This window comes from Vibrio sp. 1401 (assembly GCF_033340295.1).
In genome coordinates this window covers 41,543-58,464 of record NZ_JAWOWF010000024.1, presented here as the reverse complement: position 1 = coordinate 58,464, position 16,922 = coordinate 41,543, and the positions used below count along the sequence as shown (strand labels likewise).

Sequence of the window (16,922 nt, the reverse complement as noted above, 5' to 3'; positions counted from 1 at the left end):
GTGCGGTTAGGGTAAGCCTTAACGCAAACTAGATTTTAAAACGCCCTTGGCTATAAACTTAGCCAAGGGCGTTTTTATATAAGGATAAGATATGAACTGGTTTAAACGTGGGCTAAAGCGTTACGACAATTGGTGTAAAGAAATGGGGTTAACCCCCGACCAGAAACGCAGTTGCGTCCCATATCGAAAAGACCCTGCCCATCAAACTAAAGAGAAGAGTGAAGCCCAACCATCCTCTGATTTTCTGCCCGCAGATACAGATAAAAAGCGTCAAGATGAAGCTCTTTGATACGCACTGCCACTTTGATTTTGATGTGTTTCAAGATGACTTTGCGCATCAACTTGAGCTTGCTCAAACGCAAGGCGTCGCAAGAATTTTGATTCCTTCCGTCGGTCCGCAAAATTGGGCTCGTATTCAAACTTTGGCAGAGCAACATGCCAATTTGTATTATGCTCTCGGCTTTCATCCGTATTTTCTTGAAGATAACGTTGAGCAGCACCTTACAGAGCTAGAAGGCTATCTAAATCAAAAAGGGCAGCAGTGCGTGGCAATAGGAGAGTGTGGTTTAGATTTTGCCATTGATGTTGATCCACAGTTGCAAGAAAAGATACTTGAAGTTCAATTTGAGCTGGCTAGACGCTTCGAACTCCCAGTTATTTTACATAGCCGAAAAGCGCACAATCGCCTCATTCAAATGGTGAAAGCGGCGAATCTCCCTAGAGGTGGTGTGCTACACGCTTTTTCTGGGAGTTATCAGCAAGCCATGGAGTGGGTCAAATTAGGTTTTTTTATCGGTGTAGGAGGAACGATTACCTACCCAAGAGCCAAGAAAACACGCGACGCAATTCAAAAATTACCACTCGAAAACCTAGTAATCGAAACAGACGCACCAGATATGCCTATACTTGGATATCAAGGGGAGTCAAATCACCCAGCCAAACTCATTCACGTCTTTAATGAGCTCGTAGAGTTGCATAACGGCCGAAAGCAATCGATTGCCTCTCAACTGTGGAAAAATAGCAATTTTGCTTTCTCGATATGTGAATAAAATCTAAAGATGTGGTTTGAAATCGAAAACGTTTTCCTGCTTATTGTGAATTAACTCACAAAGCTGGTTGAATCAATCATGAATCTTATAGGAAAGTGTGAGGCTGGCATTACTTTAATTGATTCTGCATGAGTATAATTGCCCCCGCTTTATAGCTCCATTTTGTAACACGCCAATAAATAACTTATAAGGAAGTCATAAACTATGAGCCTGTTTATGAGCCTAATCGGTATGGTAGTGCTTCTTGCGATTGCAGTGGCATTTTCTAACAACCGAAAAGCTATCAACTTTAGAACTGTGGGTGGCGCATTCGCTATCCAATTCGCATTAGGTGCATTTGTTCTGTATGTACCTTGGGGCCGTGATCTACTAAACGGTTTCTCTTCAGGTGTTTCTAACGTTATCAACTACGGTAACGATGGTTCATCATTCCTGTTCGGTGGTCTTGTTTCTGACAAGATGTTCGAAGTATTCGGCGGCGGCGGTTTCATCTTCGCATTCCGTGTTCTTCCTACACTGATCTTCTTCTCTGCACTGATTTCAGTTCTTTACTACATTGGCGTTATGCAATGGGTTATCAAGATTCTTGGTGGCGCACTACAAAAAGCGCTAGGCACTTCTCGTGCGGAATCAATGTCAGCTGCAGCTAACATTTTCGTAGGTCAAACTGAGGCACCTCTAGTTGTTCGCCCATTCGTTCCAAAAATGACTCAATCAGAGCTATTCGCGGTAATGTGTGGTGGTCTAGCTTCTGTTGCTGGTGGTGTACTAGCAGGTTACGCATCTATGGGTGTTCCACTAGAGTACCTAGTTGCGGCATCATTCATGGCAGCACCAGGTGGTCTACTGTTCGCTAAAATCCTTCACCCAGAGACTGACCAGCCTCACGAAAGTATCGAAGAAGCGATGGACGGCGGTGACGACAAACCAGTTAACGTAATCGACGCAGCTGCGGGCGGTGCGGCTTCTGGTCTACAACTTGCGCTTAACGTAGGTGCAATGCTAATCGCATTCGTTGGTCTAATCGCGCTAATCAACGGTATGCTAGGTGGCATCGGTGGTTGGTTCGGCATGCCAGAACTAACACTAGAGCTAATCCTAGGTTACGCGTTCTCTCCACTAGCATTCCTAATCGGTGTTCCATGGGCAGAAGCTGTAACAGCTGGTTCATTCATCGGTCAGAAAATCGTAGTGAACGAATTCGTTGCTTACTTGAACTTCACACCATATCTAGGTGAAAACGCTCAAGTAATCGCGGCAACTGGTGAAGTAATGTCTGAGAAGACAACAGCTATCATCTCATTCGCACTATGTGGTTTCGCGAACCTTTCTTCTATCGCGATTCTACTTGGTGGTCTAGGTAGCCTTGCACCAAACCGTCGTAGTGACATCGCTCGCATGGGTGTTAAAGCAGTTCTTGCAGGTACGTTGTCTAACCTTATGGCAGCGACAATTGCAGGCTTCTGCTTAAGCCTTGCAGCACTATAATTAGAATCGGTTCTTAATATATAGACGCCGTTTTACATCATGCCCTGTAGCAAGAGATTGCTGCGGGGCATTTTTCGTTTTTCGGGCTCCAAAATTTCATCGGGTGTTTGCCTTAGTCGAGGTATTACGCAGTCAATGGAATAGGGGCTAGGAAATTTTGAGATACAAACCGTTTGCGCTCTATTTGGTGCTACAGTTTTGCGGTGAAACTCTATAATGTATTAATCACAGGATAGTGGTTAAGCTTGATTCTTAATCACGTAATGAATATTACATAATCGATGGGCAAATGAATTGCCCTGCAATATCAGATCTAATAGGCGTTTTGCTTTGTGATGTGATATTAAAGACACCGCAATCATAGATTGTTGTGCCATAGGCCAAACTGGTACTGTGCGGTGACAAGGATAGCAATTGGCATATGATAAATTTTCGCTGTATATGCCGAGTCTTCAGGGAACCAAGTCCGTTCATTAATAGACTGTTTAGCCATTTACTCACATTGTCTCGACTTGTTGATTATAGTTAAAGACGTGATGTAAGGCTGAGTAGTGAATTTTTTGAATATTGATCGGAGATAGAAATGAGCGATTTAAAAGCAGCAGCGCTACGTGCACTTAAACTTATGGACCTAACTACGTTGAATGACGATGACACTGATGCAAAAGTGATCTCACTATGTCATGACGCGAAAACAGCAGTAGGCAACACAGCTGCAATTTGTATTTACCCTCGCTTTATTCCTATTGCTAAGAAGACACTTCGTGAGCAAGGTACGCCAGAGGTTCGTATTGCAACAGTAACGAACTTCCCACATGGTAACGACGACATTGAAATCGCAGTTGCTGAAACAAAAGCGGCGGTTGCTTACGGTGCAGACGAAGTTGACGTAGTTTTTCCTTACCGCGCGCTAATGGCGGGTGATGAGAAAGTAGGCTTCGAACTAGTTAAGCAATGTAAAGAAGCTTGTGGTGACATTCTTCTTAAAGTGATCATCGAAACAGGTGAACTAAAAGAAGAAGCACTAATCAAGAAAGCATCTCAAATCTGTATTGAAGCAGGTGCTGACTTCATTAAAACTTCAACTGGTAAAGTGCCAGTAAACGCAACACCAGAATACGCTCGCATGATGCTTGAAGTTATTCGCGACATGGGTGTTGCAGAAACTGTTGGTTTCAAACCAGCAGGTGGTGTGCGCACTGCTGAAGACGCAGCAGCATACCTAGCAATGGCTGACGAAATCCTAGGTGACAACTGGGTTGATGCTCGTCACTACCGTTTTGGTGCGTCTAGCCTGCTAACCAACCTACTAAATACATTAGAAGTATCGGACGACGTCGCTGATCCAACAGCGTACTAATTCCAATAATACGTCTGAACGGTAGCACCTAAACGGGTGCTACCAAACCTCTTCTATCCTACTACAACCATGGCTCAAAAGAGCTTGGGAGGCACTAATGTATTTACCACAAGAAATCATTCGTAAAAAACGTGACGGTGAAGTACTTACCGCAGACGAAATCAACTTCTTTATTCAAGGCGTAGCGAACAACACGGTATCTGAAGGTCAGATTGCGGCGTTTGCTATGACGATTTTCTTTAATGAAATGACCATGGATGAGCGCATCGCCTTAACGTGTGCAATGCGTGATTCGGGCATGGTTATCGACTGGAGCCACATGAACTTCGGTGGTCCAATTGTCGACAAACACTCAACCGGTGGTGTGGGTGACGTAACTTCTTTAATGCTTGGCCCAATGGTGGCAGCGTGTGGCGGTTTCGTACCTATGATCTCTGGCCGCGGTCTTGGTCATACAGGCGGTACGCTGGATAAACTTGAATCTATCCCTGGTTACAACATTACGCCGAGCAACGATGTTTTTGGTCAAGTAACCAAAGACGCTGGTGTGGCGATCATCGGTCAAACTGGTGACCTTGCTCCTGCGGATAAGCGTGTTTACGCTACTCGTGATATTACCGCAACGGTAGACAATATCTCCCTGATTACGGCGTCGATCCTTTCTAAGAAACTGGCGGCGGGTCTGGAATCGCTAGTGATGGACGTAAAAGTGGGTTCAGGTGCATTTATGCCAACTTACGAAGCGTCTGAAGAGCTAGCAAAATCAATCGTTGCGGTAGCAAACGGTGCTGGCACTAAGACTACGGCAATTCTTACGGACATGAACCAAGTATTGGCGTCTTCAGCGGGTAACGCAGTAGAAGTTCGTGAAGCGGTTCGTTTCTTAACAGGTGAATACCGTAACCCTCGTCTACTTGAAGTGACCATGGCTTCATGTGCTGAAATGTTAGTACTTGGCAAGCTTGCTGAGAACACAGAAGACGCACGCGCAAAACTGATGGAAGTGCTGGATAACGGCAAAGCGGCTGAGTGCTTCGGCAAGATGGTTGCTGGCTTAGGCGGCCCTGCGGACTTCGTAGAAAACTACAACAACTACTTAGAAAAAGCAGAAATCATCAAGCCAGTTTACGCAACAGAAACGGGCATTGTCTCTGCAATGGATACACGTGCTATCGGCATGGCTGTGGTTGCTATGGGTGGTGGTCGTCGTGTTGCTACTGATGAAATCGACTACGCAGTTGGTTTCGACGAGTTCATCCGCCTAGGTGAGGTCGCAGACAGTGATAAACCTCTTGCGGTCATCCACGCTCGCACTGAAGAGCAATGGGAAGAAGCGGCAAAAGCACTGCGCAGTGCAATCAAAGTAGGTGGTGAATACACACCAACTCCAGAGGTTTACCGCCAAATTCGTGCAGAAGATATCTAATAGAACAAGCAATTACACAAGGCCTACTCAACCATAATAAAAAGCCGAGTGGGCCTAAGGAACGAGCAATGAAAAGAGCATTTATTTTAGTACTAGACTCATTCGGTATCGGTGCAACTGCCGACGCTAAAGAATTTGGTGATGTAGGTTCAGACACACTAGGTCACATCGCTGACCAATGTGAAAAAGGCTTAGCAGATAACGACAATCGCCAAGGTGCACTTCGCCTTCCAAATCTATCGAAACTTGGTTTGGCAATGGCGCATAAAGAATCGACAGGTCGCTTCGCACCTCGACTAGACGCAGACGCTGAAATCATTGGTGCATACGGTCATGCAGCAGAGCTTTCTTCAGGTAAAGACACGCCGTCTGGTCACTGGGAAATCGCAGGTGTTCCTGTTCTGTTTGACTGGGGTTACTTCACTGACAAAGCAAACAGCTTCCCGAAAGAACTGACTGACCGCATTCTTGAGCGTGCAGGTCTTGACGGTTTCCTAGGTAACTGCCACGCATCTGGTACTCAAGTTCTTGACGATCTTGGTGAAGAGCACATGAAGACTGGCAAACCAATCTTCTACACCTCTGCGGACTCTGTATTCCAAATCGCATGTCACGAAGAGACTTTCGGTCTAGACCGTCTACTAGAGCTTTGCCAAATCGCACGTGAAGAGCTAGAAGATTACAACATTGGTCGTGTTATCGCGCGTCCATTTGTTGGTGCTGGTAAAGGTCAATTTGAGCGTACAGGTAATCGTCGTGATCTTTCTGTTGAGCCACCATCAGCAACGGTTCTACAGAAACTTGTTGAAGAGAAGCAAGGCAACGTGGTTTCTATTGGTAAGATTGCTGATATCTACGCAAACTGCGGCATCACTAAGAAAGTGAAAGCGACAGGTATCCCTGCATTGTTCGAAGCAACGCTAGAGCAAATCAAAGAAGCGGGCGACAACACGATCGTATTCACTAACTTTGTAGACTTCGACTCAGCTTACGGTCACCGTCGTGACGTAGCGGGTTACGCAGCGGCACTTGAGTACTTCGATGGTCGCATCAATGAAGTGCTAGAGATGATGAAAGAAGACGATGTGCTTATCCTAACGGCTGACCACGGTTGTGACCCAACATGGCCAGGCACTGACCATACTCGTGAGCACATCCCAGTATTGGTTTATGGTCAAAAAGTACCAGCTGGTTCTCTTGGCCGCCGCGAAACATTCGCAGATATCGGTCAAACATTGGCAAGTTACTTCGGTACTTCTCCAATGGATTACGGTAAGAACTTCCTATAATTAGTTAGGTTTTTGAAAACTAGGAGCTTGATTGCTCCTAGTTTTATGTTTGCAGTATGTAAATGCTGCTTGTCGGAAATGAGAATACTCTGGCTTATATCGCCTTAAGCGCGGAGCGCTAGAGAAAGGTTAAGGAAAAGAAAATGGCAACTCCACATATCAATGCTGAAATGGGTGCATTTGCAGACGTCGTACTGATGCCTGGCGATCCACTACGTGCAAAATACATCGCAGAGACTTTCCTCGAAGATGTCGTTCAAGTGTGTGACGTTCGTAATATGTTTGGTTACACAGGCACATACAAAGGCCGTAAGATCTCGGTAATGGGCCACGGTATGGGTATCCCATCATGCTCGATTTACGCGACTGAACTAATCAAAGACTTCGGCGTGAAGAAAATCATCCGTGTTGGCAGCTGTGGCGCAGTGAATGAAGACATCAAAGTGCGTGATGTTGTGATCGGCATGGGTGCATGTACTGACTCTAAAGTGAACCGTATCCGCTTTAAAGGTCATGACTTCGCGGCAATCGCAGACTACAACATGGTTCGTGCGGCAGAAGACGCTGCAAAAGCTCGCGGTATTGACGTTAAAGTTGGTAACCTATTCTCAGCAGAGCTTTTCTACACGCCAGATCCAGAAATGTTCGATGTAATGGACAAGTACGGCATTGTTGGTGTTGAAATGGAAGCGGCTGGTATTTACGGTGTTGCGGCAGAATACGGTGCAAAAGCTCTGACAATCTGTACGGTTTCTGATCATATCAAGACTGGCGAACAGACTACATCTGACGAGCGTCAAACGACATTCAACGACATGATGCTAATCGCACTAGATTCAGTATTGCTTGGTGACGAAGAGTAAGCGACGAAGAGTCATTCTATTTTTCGCTCTCAAGAGCTAAAAAAACAGCCCACACATTGCGGGCTGTTTTTATATGAGTTGTTAGCGCTACCTAGTTACTTGGTTAGCAGCAGGTTTGGCGCTTTTTTACGACGTATCGGTTGTCGACGTAAAATCAAGATGAACAACATACCACAGACAAAGCTCATTAAGACCATCATGTACATATAACGATCGCTCTTGCGATAGTGGTGGTCAGAAATAGCCGTCACCCGGCCCGTCTCAAAGGTCACGCGAACAAAACCGATAAGCGCACCATCTGCAAAAACTGGTTCAACCAACTGCTGGCGACCAATGGAAGCTGTTGCCAAAGGCGTATCCAGGCCAAGAACTTCGCGTACCGATAATGCCTCTTCACTAGACGCTAAACGTACACCCTGTGCATCGTAGATTGTTGCATCAAACACTAAACGGTCTTGTGCTAGCTGGTTTGTTAGCTGAAGTAATCGTTCTTGATCTTTAGTTAAAATCATCTCACTGGCAGAAAGAGACGCCTGTGAAATCAAAACTTTGGTGAGCGTTTCAAGCTGTTGTGCTTGAATTTTCTCATTACCCTTACTGATCACAACACTGTTTTTTATTGTGATAAACAACATCACACACAGTAGGATTAGTGCCAGAATTCTTAGGGCATTCCTTACTGAGAACAAAGATTCACTCATGCTCTTTACTCATCCATTTAAAATAAAACAAAGACTTGCCTTTTTAGTTTGTTGAGGTAACGTTTTAGCAAAGTCATAAGGGATTATATACATGGACGCGTCAAAAAGCTTGCCTATCAGAAAACATACGACACTTTTAAAACGATTACCCGAGACTCGATTTGCCTCCCAATTAGATAAAGCAAAAGCAAACTGGATCGTATTTGCTGAGTACCTTTCGCCAAGTCACTTCGAAGACATTGATTTCTTCACCGGCTTTTACAACCCAATACTAGAAACGTGGAAAGTTGGCCAATATGAAGTAGCCCTGATGGCCGGAGAGTTGACTCCTCAACATGAAACGATCTTACAAAGTCTCAACCTAGATTACGCCTCGCTTAATGAAGTGCCCGATCTATCAACCCAAGGGTTGATTGTATTTGATATGGATTCAACGGCGATCCAGATAGAGTGTATTGATGAAATCGCGAAACTGGCAGGAGTAGGGGATGAGGTCGCTGAAGTCACTGAACGTGCCATGCAAGGTGAGCTGGATTTTGAGCAAAGTTTACGTCAGCGAGTTGGTAAGCTCAAAGGTGCCGATGAATCAATTCTTGAACAAGTTCGTTCCCAGTTACCATTCATGCCGGACTTTGAAGCGCTAATTGCGACGTTGAAAGCCTTGGGCTGGAAAACAGCGATTGCCTCCGGTGGTTTTACTTACTTCTCTGATTACATCAAAGATAAAGTCGACTTAGACTTTGCTCGCTCCAATCAATTAGAAATTATTGACGGCAAACTCACGGGTAAAGTACTTGGCGATGTGGTAACGGCGCAGATGAAGTCTGACATTCTAGTGGAACTGGCGGATGAATATGAAATTGAGCAGCACAACACGGTTGCTGTCGGTGATGGCGCTAATGATCTTGTGATGATGTCGGTGGCAGGATTAGGGATTGCGTATCACGCAAAACCAAAAGTGGAAGCTCAAGCGCAATCAGCGATTCGCTTTGCAGGGTTGGGCGGTGTGCTCTGTATTTTATCTGGCGCATTGGTGAAGCAGCAAAAGGTCAGCTGGAAAGCTAAACCTTAACCATCCATTCAAAAACACCGCCAGAAAGGCGGTGTTTTTTTCAATTTGGTATGACTTTGAATTTACTCGGTTAACTCCAATCTAATTACAACCTCTTCAGTAATGTCTTCAAATTCACTGTAACCAACGAGCGCTGTTAACTCTTTTTCTAACTTGCTCGCTTGATGTACGCCAAATTGGGTTAAGTCACTTAAATCTTGTTGCAGTAATGATGTCATCGGATCGAAAATTGGCGCAGTAGAAAGGCGAATCACGTAAAAGTCACCCATCATTCGCGCTTTCTTTATAAATTGAATCCGCTCTTTTACGCTGTTGAACTCTTGATGAAGCTTTGACTCAATGCCTGTAATTTTATTGCCTACTTTTACGGCGCTTATGTAGATATCCTGATGTCTGGCTTGAGCACCTTCTACACGTTTTATTGGCTCTGCGATTAATGTGCTTGTCCGGCCTTTAAAGATAGGTTCAAGTGACAACAGTTGGTCATGCCCAAGACGGGCAAAAAGTTCAATGTGTTTAGGTAGCGGCAAGTTCACCCCGATAACGGGGGTTTTTATTGAAGATGACGTACTCTTACTGATAAAAATGGGCGTGCTCAGCGTACGCGAGAGCAACATGCAGTGCAGCCTTTCAAGTAGAGCATTACTTGGTAGCGTCTCTTTTTGCGCGATTAGCTTGTCTTGATTGTGCTCGATAATGCTGTTGAAAAAAGCGATTACCTTCATGGTTTGGCTGCTTTCATCAATAACTAACTGCACGCTACAACCATCTGGGCTTACACGAATTACTCGGTATGGCACCGACATTAACGGCAATTTTTTATCGTAGAGTTGTAATTCTCGAAAGTTGATTCTTACCTCTTGCCCAGAACGTAACATCGTGGGCTCACTTAGCCTAATTCCGAGTCCTCGTTTGGAAAGGTCAACAGTACAGCCGCCTGTTTTAGTTTGCCCTGAGTACAACTCTAAAGGTGTTTTAAAACGATAACGAGGCTCTTTACGACGAGACTTTGCATCAAAATAAATGCCCTTTGGATTGCCAATAACTCTTCTCGGATGGCGAAACGCGTTTAACGTATTAGCGGGTAAGCGCGGCTTTTCAGTTAGCAGGTAATCCTGCCCTGACTTTTCGTCAGCAATTTCTTGCAAAATACCAATATGAGTCAGTGATTGAGACGTTTCTGCCAACTCTGGAGAGAATGCTGCTAGGTCTTCCTGTTCTTGCTCTGATAGTTCAAAGATTGAAATTCTAAAGGCGCGCCAACTCTCTCGTTTGCCACCTAAATGCCAAAATAGCTGGCGCTGTTCGCGAGTTGCTTCAGGGCGAAACATCGAATAGAAATAGGTTCGATTCTCGTGCTCGTGAGTAAATGAATAAAGGACATTGGTTGTTCCTTTCACACCAGGCTTAATGAGTGACGCGATGCGTTGCTCGTTGAATAAGGAACCAAACATTTGCTGGTTTCTCTCATCGTGCCAGTATTGCCAAAGCTTTTGATTGTTTGGCGTTAACATTGCTAATTTTAGGTCACTACCATCAAAGAATAGAGGCAAGCTGCTGGTGTGCTTTAGTGCGATGTGCTCATAACCGCGAGTTCGAGCTCGAATAATCTTGTCTTGATTGTCGTGACGAGCCCTTTTAGCAGCACTGTTGAGCGCTTCATCTATCACTCTGGTGACGACATTGGTGTCAGTTAAGCGTATGGTTCTGAGGTATCGAACTGAGTCATTTTCGTAACAGTCATCAACCGCGAGTATGCGGTATGCAAGCGGTTTCTCTATACCTGCAACGTTAGATTTGCTGGCAAATTCAGTAAACGTGACCTGAATAATTTCCCCAAGGTTATATTTAAATGCGCTAGGGACTTTGAACTTTGCGCCAGAGCTAGATAAATCAATGCTTAATCCATGAAGAAGCTGTCCTTTAGAACGGCAAATTTCAACTTGAGATTGGACTTTCAAGCGTTTTTCTTGGCGCTTTAAATCGTAGCCTAGGTGAACGGGTTCTGCTAAGAACGGGCTTTTAGGATCCGTTAACGATTGCGTTTTTTGCTGAGTAAGGCGCTTGCTCATTACGCGAAAGTTATTTCGCGTGTTGACCAATGCTTCCCACATTCCTTCCGTGTAGCAGCCAAACTTTTTGATGTTTTTATGGTAAGCGTTGAAAGCAACATCATCCAACCAATGTGGAATACCATCCAAAATATACTCGCGACATTCGCCTTGAACGCGACCTCGCAAATCAATACTTTTTTTGCATGGAGCCATTAAGCGGTTAAGTTCCATTTTAACCAAAATTTTGGCCGAAGGCGGCTCTTCCTCGGTCAGTTGGCCAAGGACAAAGTCAAAGTCATTCGTACCGTAAACGGGAATGAGTCGTTCTGCGAGCGAGAGAATTTCAGATTGCTGCATTATTTCTGTTAGAGTATGTCGTTACTTTAAATTGTATCGGCTAAGCGAAGTAATACTTAAGTATATCAATAGTTCATTTCAGTTCAGGTCTGACTTGGCTGTGCTTAGTCACATTTGTAGAAAAAATTGAGGCATCATGGCGAAAGCAAAACGAGCGTATGTTTGTAATGATTGTGGCGCGGACTTTCCCCGTTGGCAGGGGCAGTGTAACGCATGTGGTGCATGGAATACGATAACAGAAGTACGTATCGCTGCATCGCCAACCGTTGCTCGCAATGAACGCTTAAGCGGCTACGCTGGTTCCGCAACAGAAGCTACGGTTCAAACGCTATCCGAAATTGATCTGCAAGAAGTACCTCGCTTCACCAGTGGGTTTAAAGAGCTTGACCGCGTGTTGGGTGGTGGGGTTGTGCCAGGTGCCGCAATTTTGATTGGTGGTAACCCTGGTGCAGGTAAATCAACCCTTCTGTTGCAAACCATGTGTAGTTTATCTGCGCAAATGCCAACGCTTTACGTAACCGGTGAAGAGTCGTTACAGCAGGTGGCAATGCGTGCTTCCCGATTGGGCTTGCCGAAAGATCATTTAAAAATGCTATCGGAAACGAACGTCGACAAAATTTGCCAAATCGCCGAAAAAGAGCAGCCTCGTATAATGGTAATAGACTCGATTCAGGTGATGCACGTTTCTGATGTTCAATCGTCGCCTGGCAGTGTTGCTCAGGTACGTGAATCTGCGACGGCTCTGACACGATACGCAAAACAGAATAATGTTGCGGTATTTATTGTTGGTCACGTAACAAAAGATGGTACCCTTGCGGGCCCCAAAGTTCTTGAACACATTATCGACTGTTCGGTACTACTCGATGGTGGAACGGATAGCCGATTCCGCACTTTGCGTAGTCATAAAAACCGTTTTGGTGCTGTGAATGAGCTTGGTGTATTTGCAATGACAGGCCAAGGATTGAAGGAAGTGAGTAACCCATCAGCGATCTTCCTTTCTCGTGGTGAAGAAGAAACATCAGGCTCTTCCGTCATGGTGGTTTGGGAAGGCACGCGCCCTCTACTAGTAGAGATTCAAGCGCTGGTGGATTACTCGCAGTTAGCCAACCCTCGTCGTGTTGCGGTCGGCTTGGAGCAGAACCGCCTATCACTTTTGCTTGCTGTGTTGCATAAGCATGGTGGCTTACAAATGGCAGACCAAGATGTCTTTGTTAATGTGGTTGGCGGTGTTAAGGTGACGGAGACGAGCGCTGATCTTGCTTTAGTTATGGCGCTTTTATCGAGTTTTCGTGACCGTCCACTCCCTAAAGATGTGGTGATTTTTGGTGAGGTAGGGCTTGCGGGCGAAATCCGTCCAGTGCCAAGTGGGCAAGAGCGTTTGAATGAAGCGTTCAAACATGGTTTCAAGAAAGCCATCGTGCCAGCAGCCAACATGCCGAAAGGTGGCATCCCTGGCATGCAAATTCACGGCGTTAAGAAATTGTCGGAAGCTATAGAGGCTTTTGACGAGCTGTAATGCTCATAAGAATGGTATTTGTGCAATCACAAACTGTTCTATCCGTCCTCAATAAAATGCGAATAAAGTACATAAATTGCTGTGTTTGACTATGCTTTGGGGACGGAAATTTCACGTTAAAATTTTTTTTCTTCCATCCGCACGCAAGGGTATCAGTATTGACAGAATGTGATATACTCTGCGCGCACTTTATACCTTATTAACAGAGTAAGACAATGACTGATTTATCAAAATACAGAAACATTGGTATTTTTGCTCACGTAGACGCGGGTAAAACTACCTCTACAGAGCGTATCCTAAAGCTAACTGGTAAGATCCATAAGATCGGTGACACTCACGACGGTTCAACTACTACTGACTTCATGGAGCAGGAAGCTGAGCGTGGTATCACAATCCAGTCTGCAGCAACAACTTGTTTCTGGAACGATCACCGTCTAAACATCATCGATACTCCTGGACACGTTGACTTCACTATCGAAGTTTACCGTTCTCTAAAAGTACTTGACGGTGGTATCGGTGTATTCTGTGGTTCTGGTGGTGTTGAGCCTCAGTCAGAAACTAACTGGCGTTACGCTGACGAATCACACGTATCACGTCTGATCTTCGTTAACAAACTAGACCGTATGGGCGCAGATTTCTACAAAGTTGTAGATCAAGTACAGAACGTACTAGGTGCTACACCTCTAGTTATGACTCTACCTATCGGTATCGAAGAAGATTTCGTAGGTGTTGTAGACGTACTAAGCCAACAAGCTTACGTATGGGATGAGTCTGGCCAACCAGAGAACTACGAAGTTCAAGATATTCCAGCAGACATGGTAGAAAAAGCTGCTGAATACCGTGAAATGCTAATCGAAACTGCTCTAGAGCAAGACGAAGATCTAATGATGGCTTACCTAGAAGAAGGCGAAGAGCCATCTCTAGAAGACATCAAACGTTGTATCCGTAAAGGTACTCGTGATCTAGCATTCTTCCCAACTTACTGTGGTTCAGCGTACAAGAACAAAGGTATCCAACTTATTCTTGACGCGGTAATTGATTACCTACCATCTCCAACAGAAGTTGATCCACAGCCTCTAACTGATTCAGAGACTGGTGAGCCAACTGGTGAAGTTGCGACTGTATCTGCAGACGAGCCACTACGTGCTCTTGCATTTAAGATCATGGATGACCGCTTCGGTGCTCTAACCTTTATCCGCATCTACTCTGGTAAGATGAAGAAAGGTGACACAATCCTTAACTCTGCAACTGGTAAAACAGAGCGTATCGGCCGTATGGTTGAGATGCACGCGGACGAGCGTAACGAGATCGATTCAGCACAAGCTGGTGACATCATCGCTGTAGTTGGTATGAAGAACGTTCAAACTGGTCACACTCTATGTGATCCTAAGCACGAATGTACTCTTGAGCCAATGATCTTCCCAGATCCAGTAATCTCTATCGCAGTTAAGCCTAAAGATAAAGGCGGTTCTGAGAAGATGGGTATTGCGATCGGTAAAATGGTTGCAGAAGATCCATCATTCCAAGTTGAGACTGATGAAGATTCAGGCGAAACTATCCTGAAAGGTATGGGTGAACTTCACCTAGACATCAAGGTAGATATCCTTAAGCGTACTTACGGCGTTGAGCTAGAAGTTGGTGCTCCACAGGTTGCTTACCGTGAAACTATCACTCAAGCAATCGAAGATAGCTACACGCACAAGAAACAGTCTGGTGGTTCTGGTCAGTTCGGTAAGATCGATTACCGCATCAAACCAGGTGAGCCAAACTCTGGCTTCACGTTCAAATCAACAGTTGTTGGTGGTAACGTACCTAAAGAATTCTGGCCTGCAGTTGAGAAAGGCTTTGCGTCAATGATGGAGCACGGTGTTCTAGCTGGCTTCCCTACTCTAGACGTTGAAGTTGAACTATTCGACGGTGGTTTCCACGCAGTTGACTCTTCAGCTATCGCTTACGAAATCGCAGCGAAAGGTGCATTCCGTCAGTCTATGCCTAAAGCTGGCGCGCAACTTCTTGAGCCAATCATGAAAGTTGACGTGTTCACTCCAGAAGATCACGTTGGTGACGTAATCGGTGACCTTAACCGTCGTCGTGGTATGATCAAAGACCAACAAGCAGCGTCTACTGGCGTACGTATCAAGGGTGATGTACCTCTATCAGAAATGTTTGGTTACATTGGTACTCTACGTACTATGACTTCTGGTCGTGGTCAGTTCTCTATGGAGTTCTCACACTACGCACCATGTCCAACAAACGTTGCAGAGCAAGTAATTGCTGACGTTAAAGAGCGTAACGCTAAGAAGTAATTCTTAAGTTAACTCTATAACTTGAAAGCCCCGCTTAGTGCGGGGCTTTTTGTATCTAGCAGTCTTATACGCAGAGCGTTTTTGTTTTATTCCTATTTAGCGTTTGTTTTGACGATTGTTATGATGCCGTTCTAGTGCTGTTGCCTTTTAGGTCAATGGTCTTAAAGTCTGGTACCACTGACTTTTCAAATATTTCTATTTCTTCCTTCAACCATTGCGCAAACAATTGAGCTTTAGGTCTTTTTAAGTAGCCTTTTGGCGCACACAAGTAATACGCAAAGTTGGGCTTGATAGCGATATCTCCAATTCGGACCAATTTGCCAGAACGAAAATATTGATGAGCTAAACTGTGTTTTACTAATGCCACGCCTTGAAGTGATAGTGCAGCCTCAAGCACGAGATGTGATCCACTGTATTTTAAGGTAGGCTTTGCTGCGCAGTGACCCAAGGTTGCTAACCACATATTCCAATCAAGATCAGGCCAAACATCTTCAATCAGCTCAGCTTTGCTTAAATCCTCGATGTTATAGATCCCGTGCTCTTTCTGGTACACCGGATGACAAGCTGGATAAAAAGCTTCGTCCATTAGCCATTGTGATTCTAAATTGGGGTACTTTCCTAAACCGTAACGAACACATAAATCTATCTGGCTATCTTGAAAAGACACCAAATCATTGGTTGGTTCTAATAGCAAGGCGATATCAGGGTGACGCTGACGAAAAGCCGTAATTTTCGGGACTAACCAATGATGAGCGAAAGAGGGGAGTGTTGATATCGAAAGGTGGTTCGGGTTTGGATCTTGATTGACTAATCTAACCCCTTGCTGCAAATGAGCAAACCCTCTTTCTGCCTGACTAAACAGTAGCTCTCCCTCAGGTGTGAGCACGATTTTTCTGTGCTGACGAACAAATAGGTCCGTGCCTAAGAACTCTTCTAAATGACGAATTTGCTGACTAATGGCCGCTGGCGTAACAAAGAGTTCTTTTGCTGCCGTTTTAAAGCTTCCTTCCTTTGCTGCAACGAAAAAGTAATACAAGCCCTGTAAGGGAGGCATTCGATCTTTCACATTAGTTTTCCTTAACTCTATGGCAGATTCTATCGTTTGAGGATATCAGCGTAGTCGCTGATTATTAAGTGGTCAACATTGTATAGGGATCTTTGAAATGGAAAACATGACACACACTTGTGAGCGTACTATACCTACTGCCCATCAGAGCGGGTTACAGTTAATTTATTCTAAACTGGCGGCTTGGAGAAGGAACTATAAGACACGTCGTCACTTGAGAGAGTTACCAAAGCACCTTTGGGACGATATTGGGTTAGGTGAAAGGGAGATTAGTTGTGAAGTGAGTAAGCCATTCTGGAGAGAGTAGTTTATGAGTTTGATTCAAGCTCAAAGTTAAGTTGCACTCCCCAATGGTGTTGAGGAGTGCAAGCAAAA

The 16,922-nt window shown here is 44.8% G+C and carries 15 protein-coding genes; 11 read left to right on the top strand and 4 right to left on the bottom strand.

Translation table 11 applies throughout. The annotated features are described in order from the left end of the window. Nucleotides 1–91: 91 nt before the first annotated feature. The 3 genes from R7Z77_RS13700 to R7Z77_RS13690 all read left to right on the top strand — a co-directional run bounded on the left by R7Z77_RS13700 (nucleotide 92) and on the right by R7Z77_RS13690 (nucleotide 2,537). Nucleotides 92–289: a DUF5363 family protein gene (locus tag R7Z77_RS13700; protein ID WP_064376469.1), complete on the top strand. Its 198-nt coding sequence runs from the start codon at nucleotides 92–94 to the stop codon at nucleotides 287–289. Further along, entirely contained in the window at nucleotides 276–1,049 is a 774-nt protein-coding gene (locus R7Z77_RS13695; protein WP_005380129.1) for a TatD family hydrolase, read from the top strand. Before R7Z77_RS13700 ends, R7Z77_RS13695 begins: the two co-directional genes overlap by 14 nt. 204 nt (nucleotides 1,050–1,253) lie before the next feature. After that, entirely contained in the window at nucleotides 1,254–2,537 is a 1,284-nt protein-coding gene (locus R7Z77_RS13690; RefSeq protein WP_005380131.1) for a NupC/NupG family nucleoside CNT transporter, read from the top strand. Nucleotides 2,538–2,895: 358 nt separating this feature from the next. Here the strand turns inward: R7Z77_RS13690 and R7Z77_RS13685 are convergent, their stop codons facing one another. Further along, nucleotides 2,896–3,030, bottom strand: a complete 135-nt coding sequence (locus R7Z77_RS13685) for a hypothetical protein (RefSeq protein WP_005391675.1) — start codon at nucleotides 3,028–3,030, stop codon at nucleotides 2,896–2,898. A gap of 90 nt (nucleotides 3,031–3,120) precedes the next feature. On the opposite strand from R7Z77_RS13685, the gene deoC reads away from it, so the two are divergent. From deoC to deoD, 4 genes are all read left to right on the top strand, one after another. Next, the gene (deoC, locus tag R7Z77_RS13680) at nucleotides 3,121–3,897 is read left to right on the top strand and encodes a deoxyribose-phosphate aldolase (protein WP_005380133.1); all 777 of its coding nucleotides are present in this window, start codon (nucleotides 3,121–3,123) and stop codon (nucleotides 3,895–3,897) included. Between the two features lie 97 nt (nucleotides 3,898–3,994). Further along, nucleotides 3,995–5,323, top strand: coding sequence for a thymidine phosphorylase (gene deoA, locus R7Z77_RS13675; protein WP_064376470.1), 1,329 nt, complete (start codon nucleotides 3,995–3,997; stop codon nucleotides 5,321–5,323). A 68-nt stretch (nucleotides 5,324–5,391) separates the two neighbouring features. Beyond that, nucleotides 5,392–6,612, top strand: a complete 1,221-nt coding sequence (locus R7Z77_RS13670) for a phosphopentomutase (protein WP_213889651.1) — start codon at nucleotides 5,392–5,394, stop codon at nucleotides 6,610–6,612. Nucleotides 6,613–6,755: 143 nt separating this feature from the next. Further along, a complete protein-coding gene (gene deoD / locus R7Z77_RS13665) occupies nucleotides 6,756–7,475 on the top strand; it encodes a purine-nucleoside phosphorylase (RefSeq protein WP_005380140.1) in 720 nt (239 codons plus the stop codon). Between the two features lie 95 nt (nucleotides 7,476–7,570). Here the strand turns inward: deoD and R7Z77_RS13660 are convergent, their stop codons facing one another. Continuing rightward, nucleotides 7,571–8,176, bottom strand: a complete 606-nt coding sequence (locus R7Z77_RS13660; RefSeq protein ID WP_005391677.1) for a YtjB family periplasmic protein — start codon at nucleotides 8,174–8,176, stop codon at nucleotides 7,571–7,573. Nucleotides 8,177–8,267: 91 nt separating this feature from the next. Between R7Z77_RS13660 and serB the strand changes: the two genes are divergently transcribed. After that, entirely contained in the window at nucleotides 8,268–9,248 is a 981-nt protein-coding gene (gene serB / locus R7Z77_RS13655) for a phosphoserine phosphatase (protein ID WP_005380142.1), read from the top strand. A gap of 62 nt (nucleotides 9,249–9,310) precedes the next feature. Here the strand turns inward: serB and R7Z77_RS13650 are convergent, their stop codons facing one another. Next, complete coding sequence (locus R7Z77_RS13650) at nucleotides 9,311–11,659, bottom strand: PilZ domain-containing protein (RefSeq protein ID WP_064376471.1); 2,349 nt, start codon at nucleotides 11,657–11,659, stop codon at nucleotides 9,311–9,313. 136 nt (nucleotides 11,660–11,795) lie between these two features. Here R7Z77_RS13650 and radA point away from each other — a divergent pair, with 136 nt between their 5' ends. Both radA and fusA read left to right on the top strand, forming a co-directional pair. Then, on the top strand, nucleotides 11,796–13,175 hold the full coding sequence (gene radA, locus R7Z77_RS13645; protein ID WP_005386443.1) for a DNA repair protein RadA: 1,380 nt from the start codon (nucleotides 11,796–11,798) through the stop codon (nucleotides 13,173–13,175). Between the two features lie 215 nt (nucleotides 13,176–13,390). After that, on the top strand, nucleotides 13,391–15,481 hold the full coding sequence (gene fusA, locus R7Z77_RS13640; protein ID WP_005386444.1) for an elongation factor G: 2,091 nt from the start codon (nucleotides 13,391–13,393) through the stop codon (nucleotides 15,479–15,481). 118 nt (nucleotides 15,482–15,599) lie between these two features. Here the strand turns inward: fusA and R7Z77_RS13635 are convergent, their stop codons facing one another. Continuing rightward, nucleotides 15,600–16,547 carry a LysR substrate-binding domain-containing protein gene (locus tag R7Z77_RS13635; RefSeq protein ID WP_017820432.1) on the bottom strand — a complete coding sequence of 316 codons (948 nt, stop codon included), beginning with the start codon at nucleotides 16,545–16,547 and terminating at the stop codon, nucleotides 15,600–15,602. Nucleotides 16,548–16,644: 97 nt separating this feature from the next. Between R7Z77_RS13635 and R7Z77_RS13630 the strand changes: the two genes are divergently transcribed. Beyond that, on the top strand, nucleotides 16,645–16,854 hold the full coding sequence (locus R7Z77_RS13630; RefSeq protein WP_005380156.1) for a DUF1127 domain-containing protein: 210 nt from the start codon (nucleotides 16,645–16,647) through the stop codon (nucleotides 16,852–16,854). The last annotated feature ends 68 nt before the right edge of the window (nucleotides 16,855–16,922 follow it).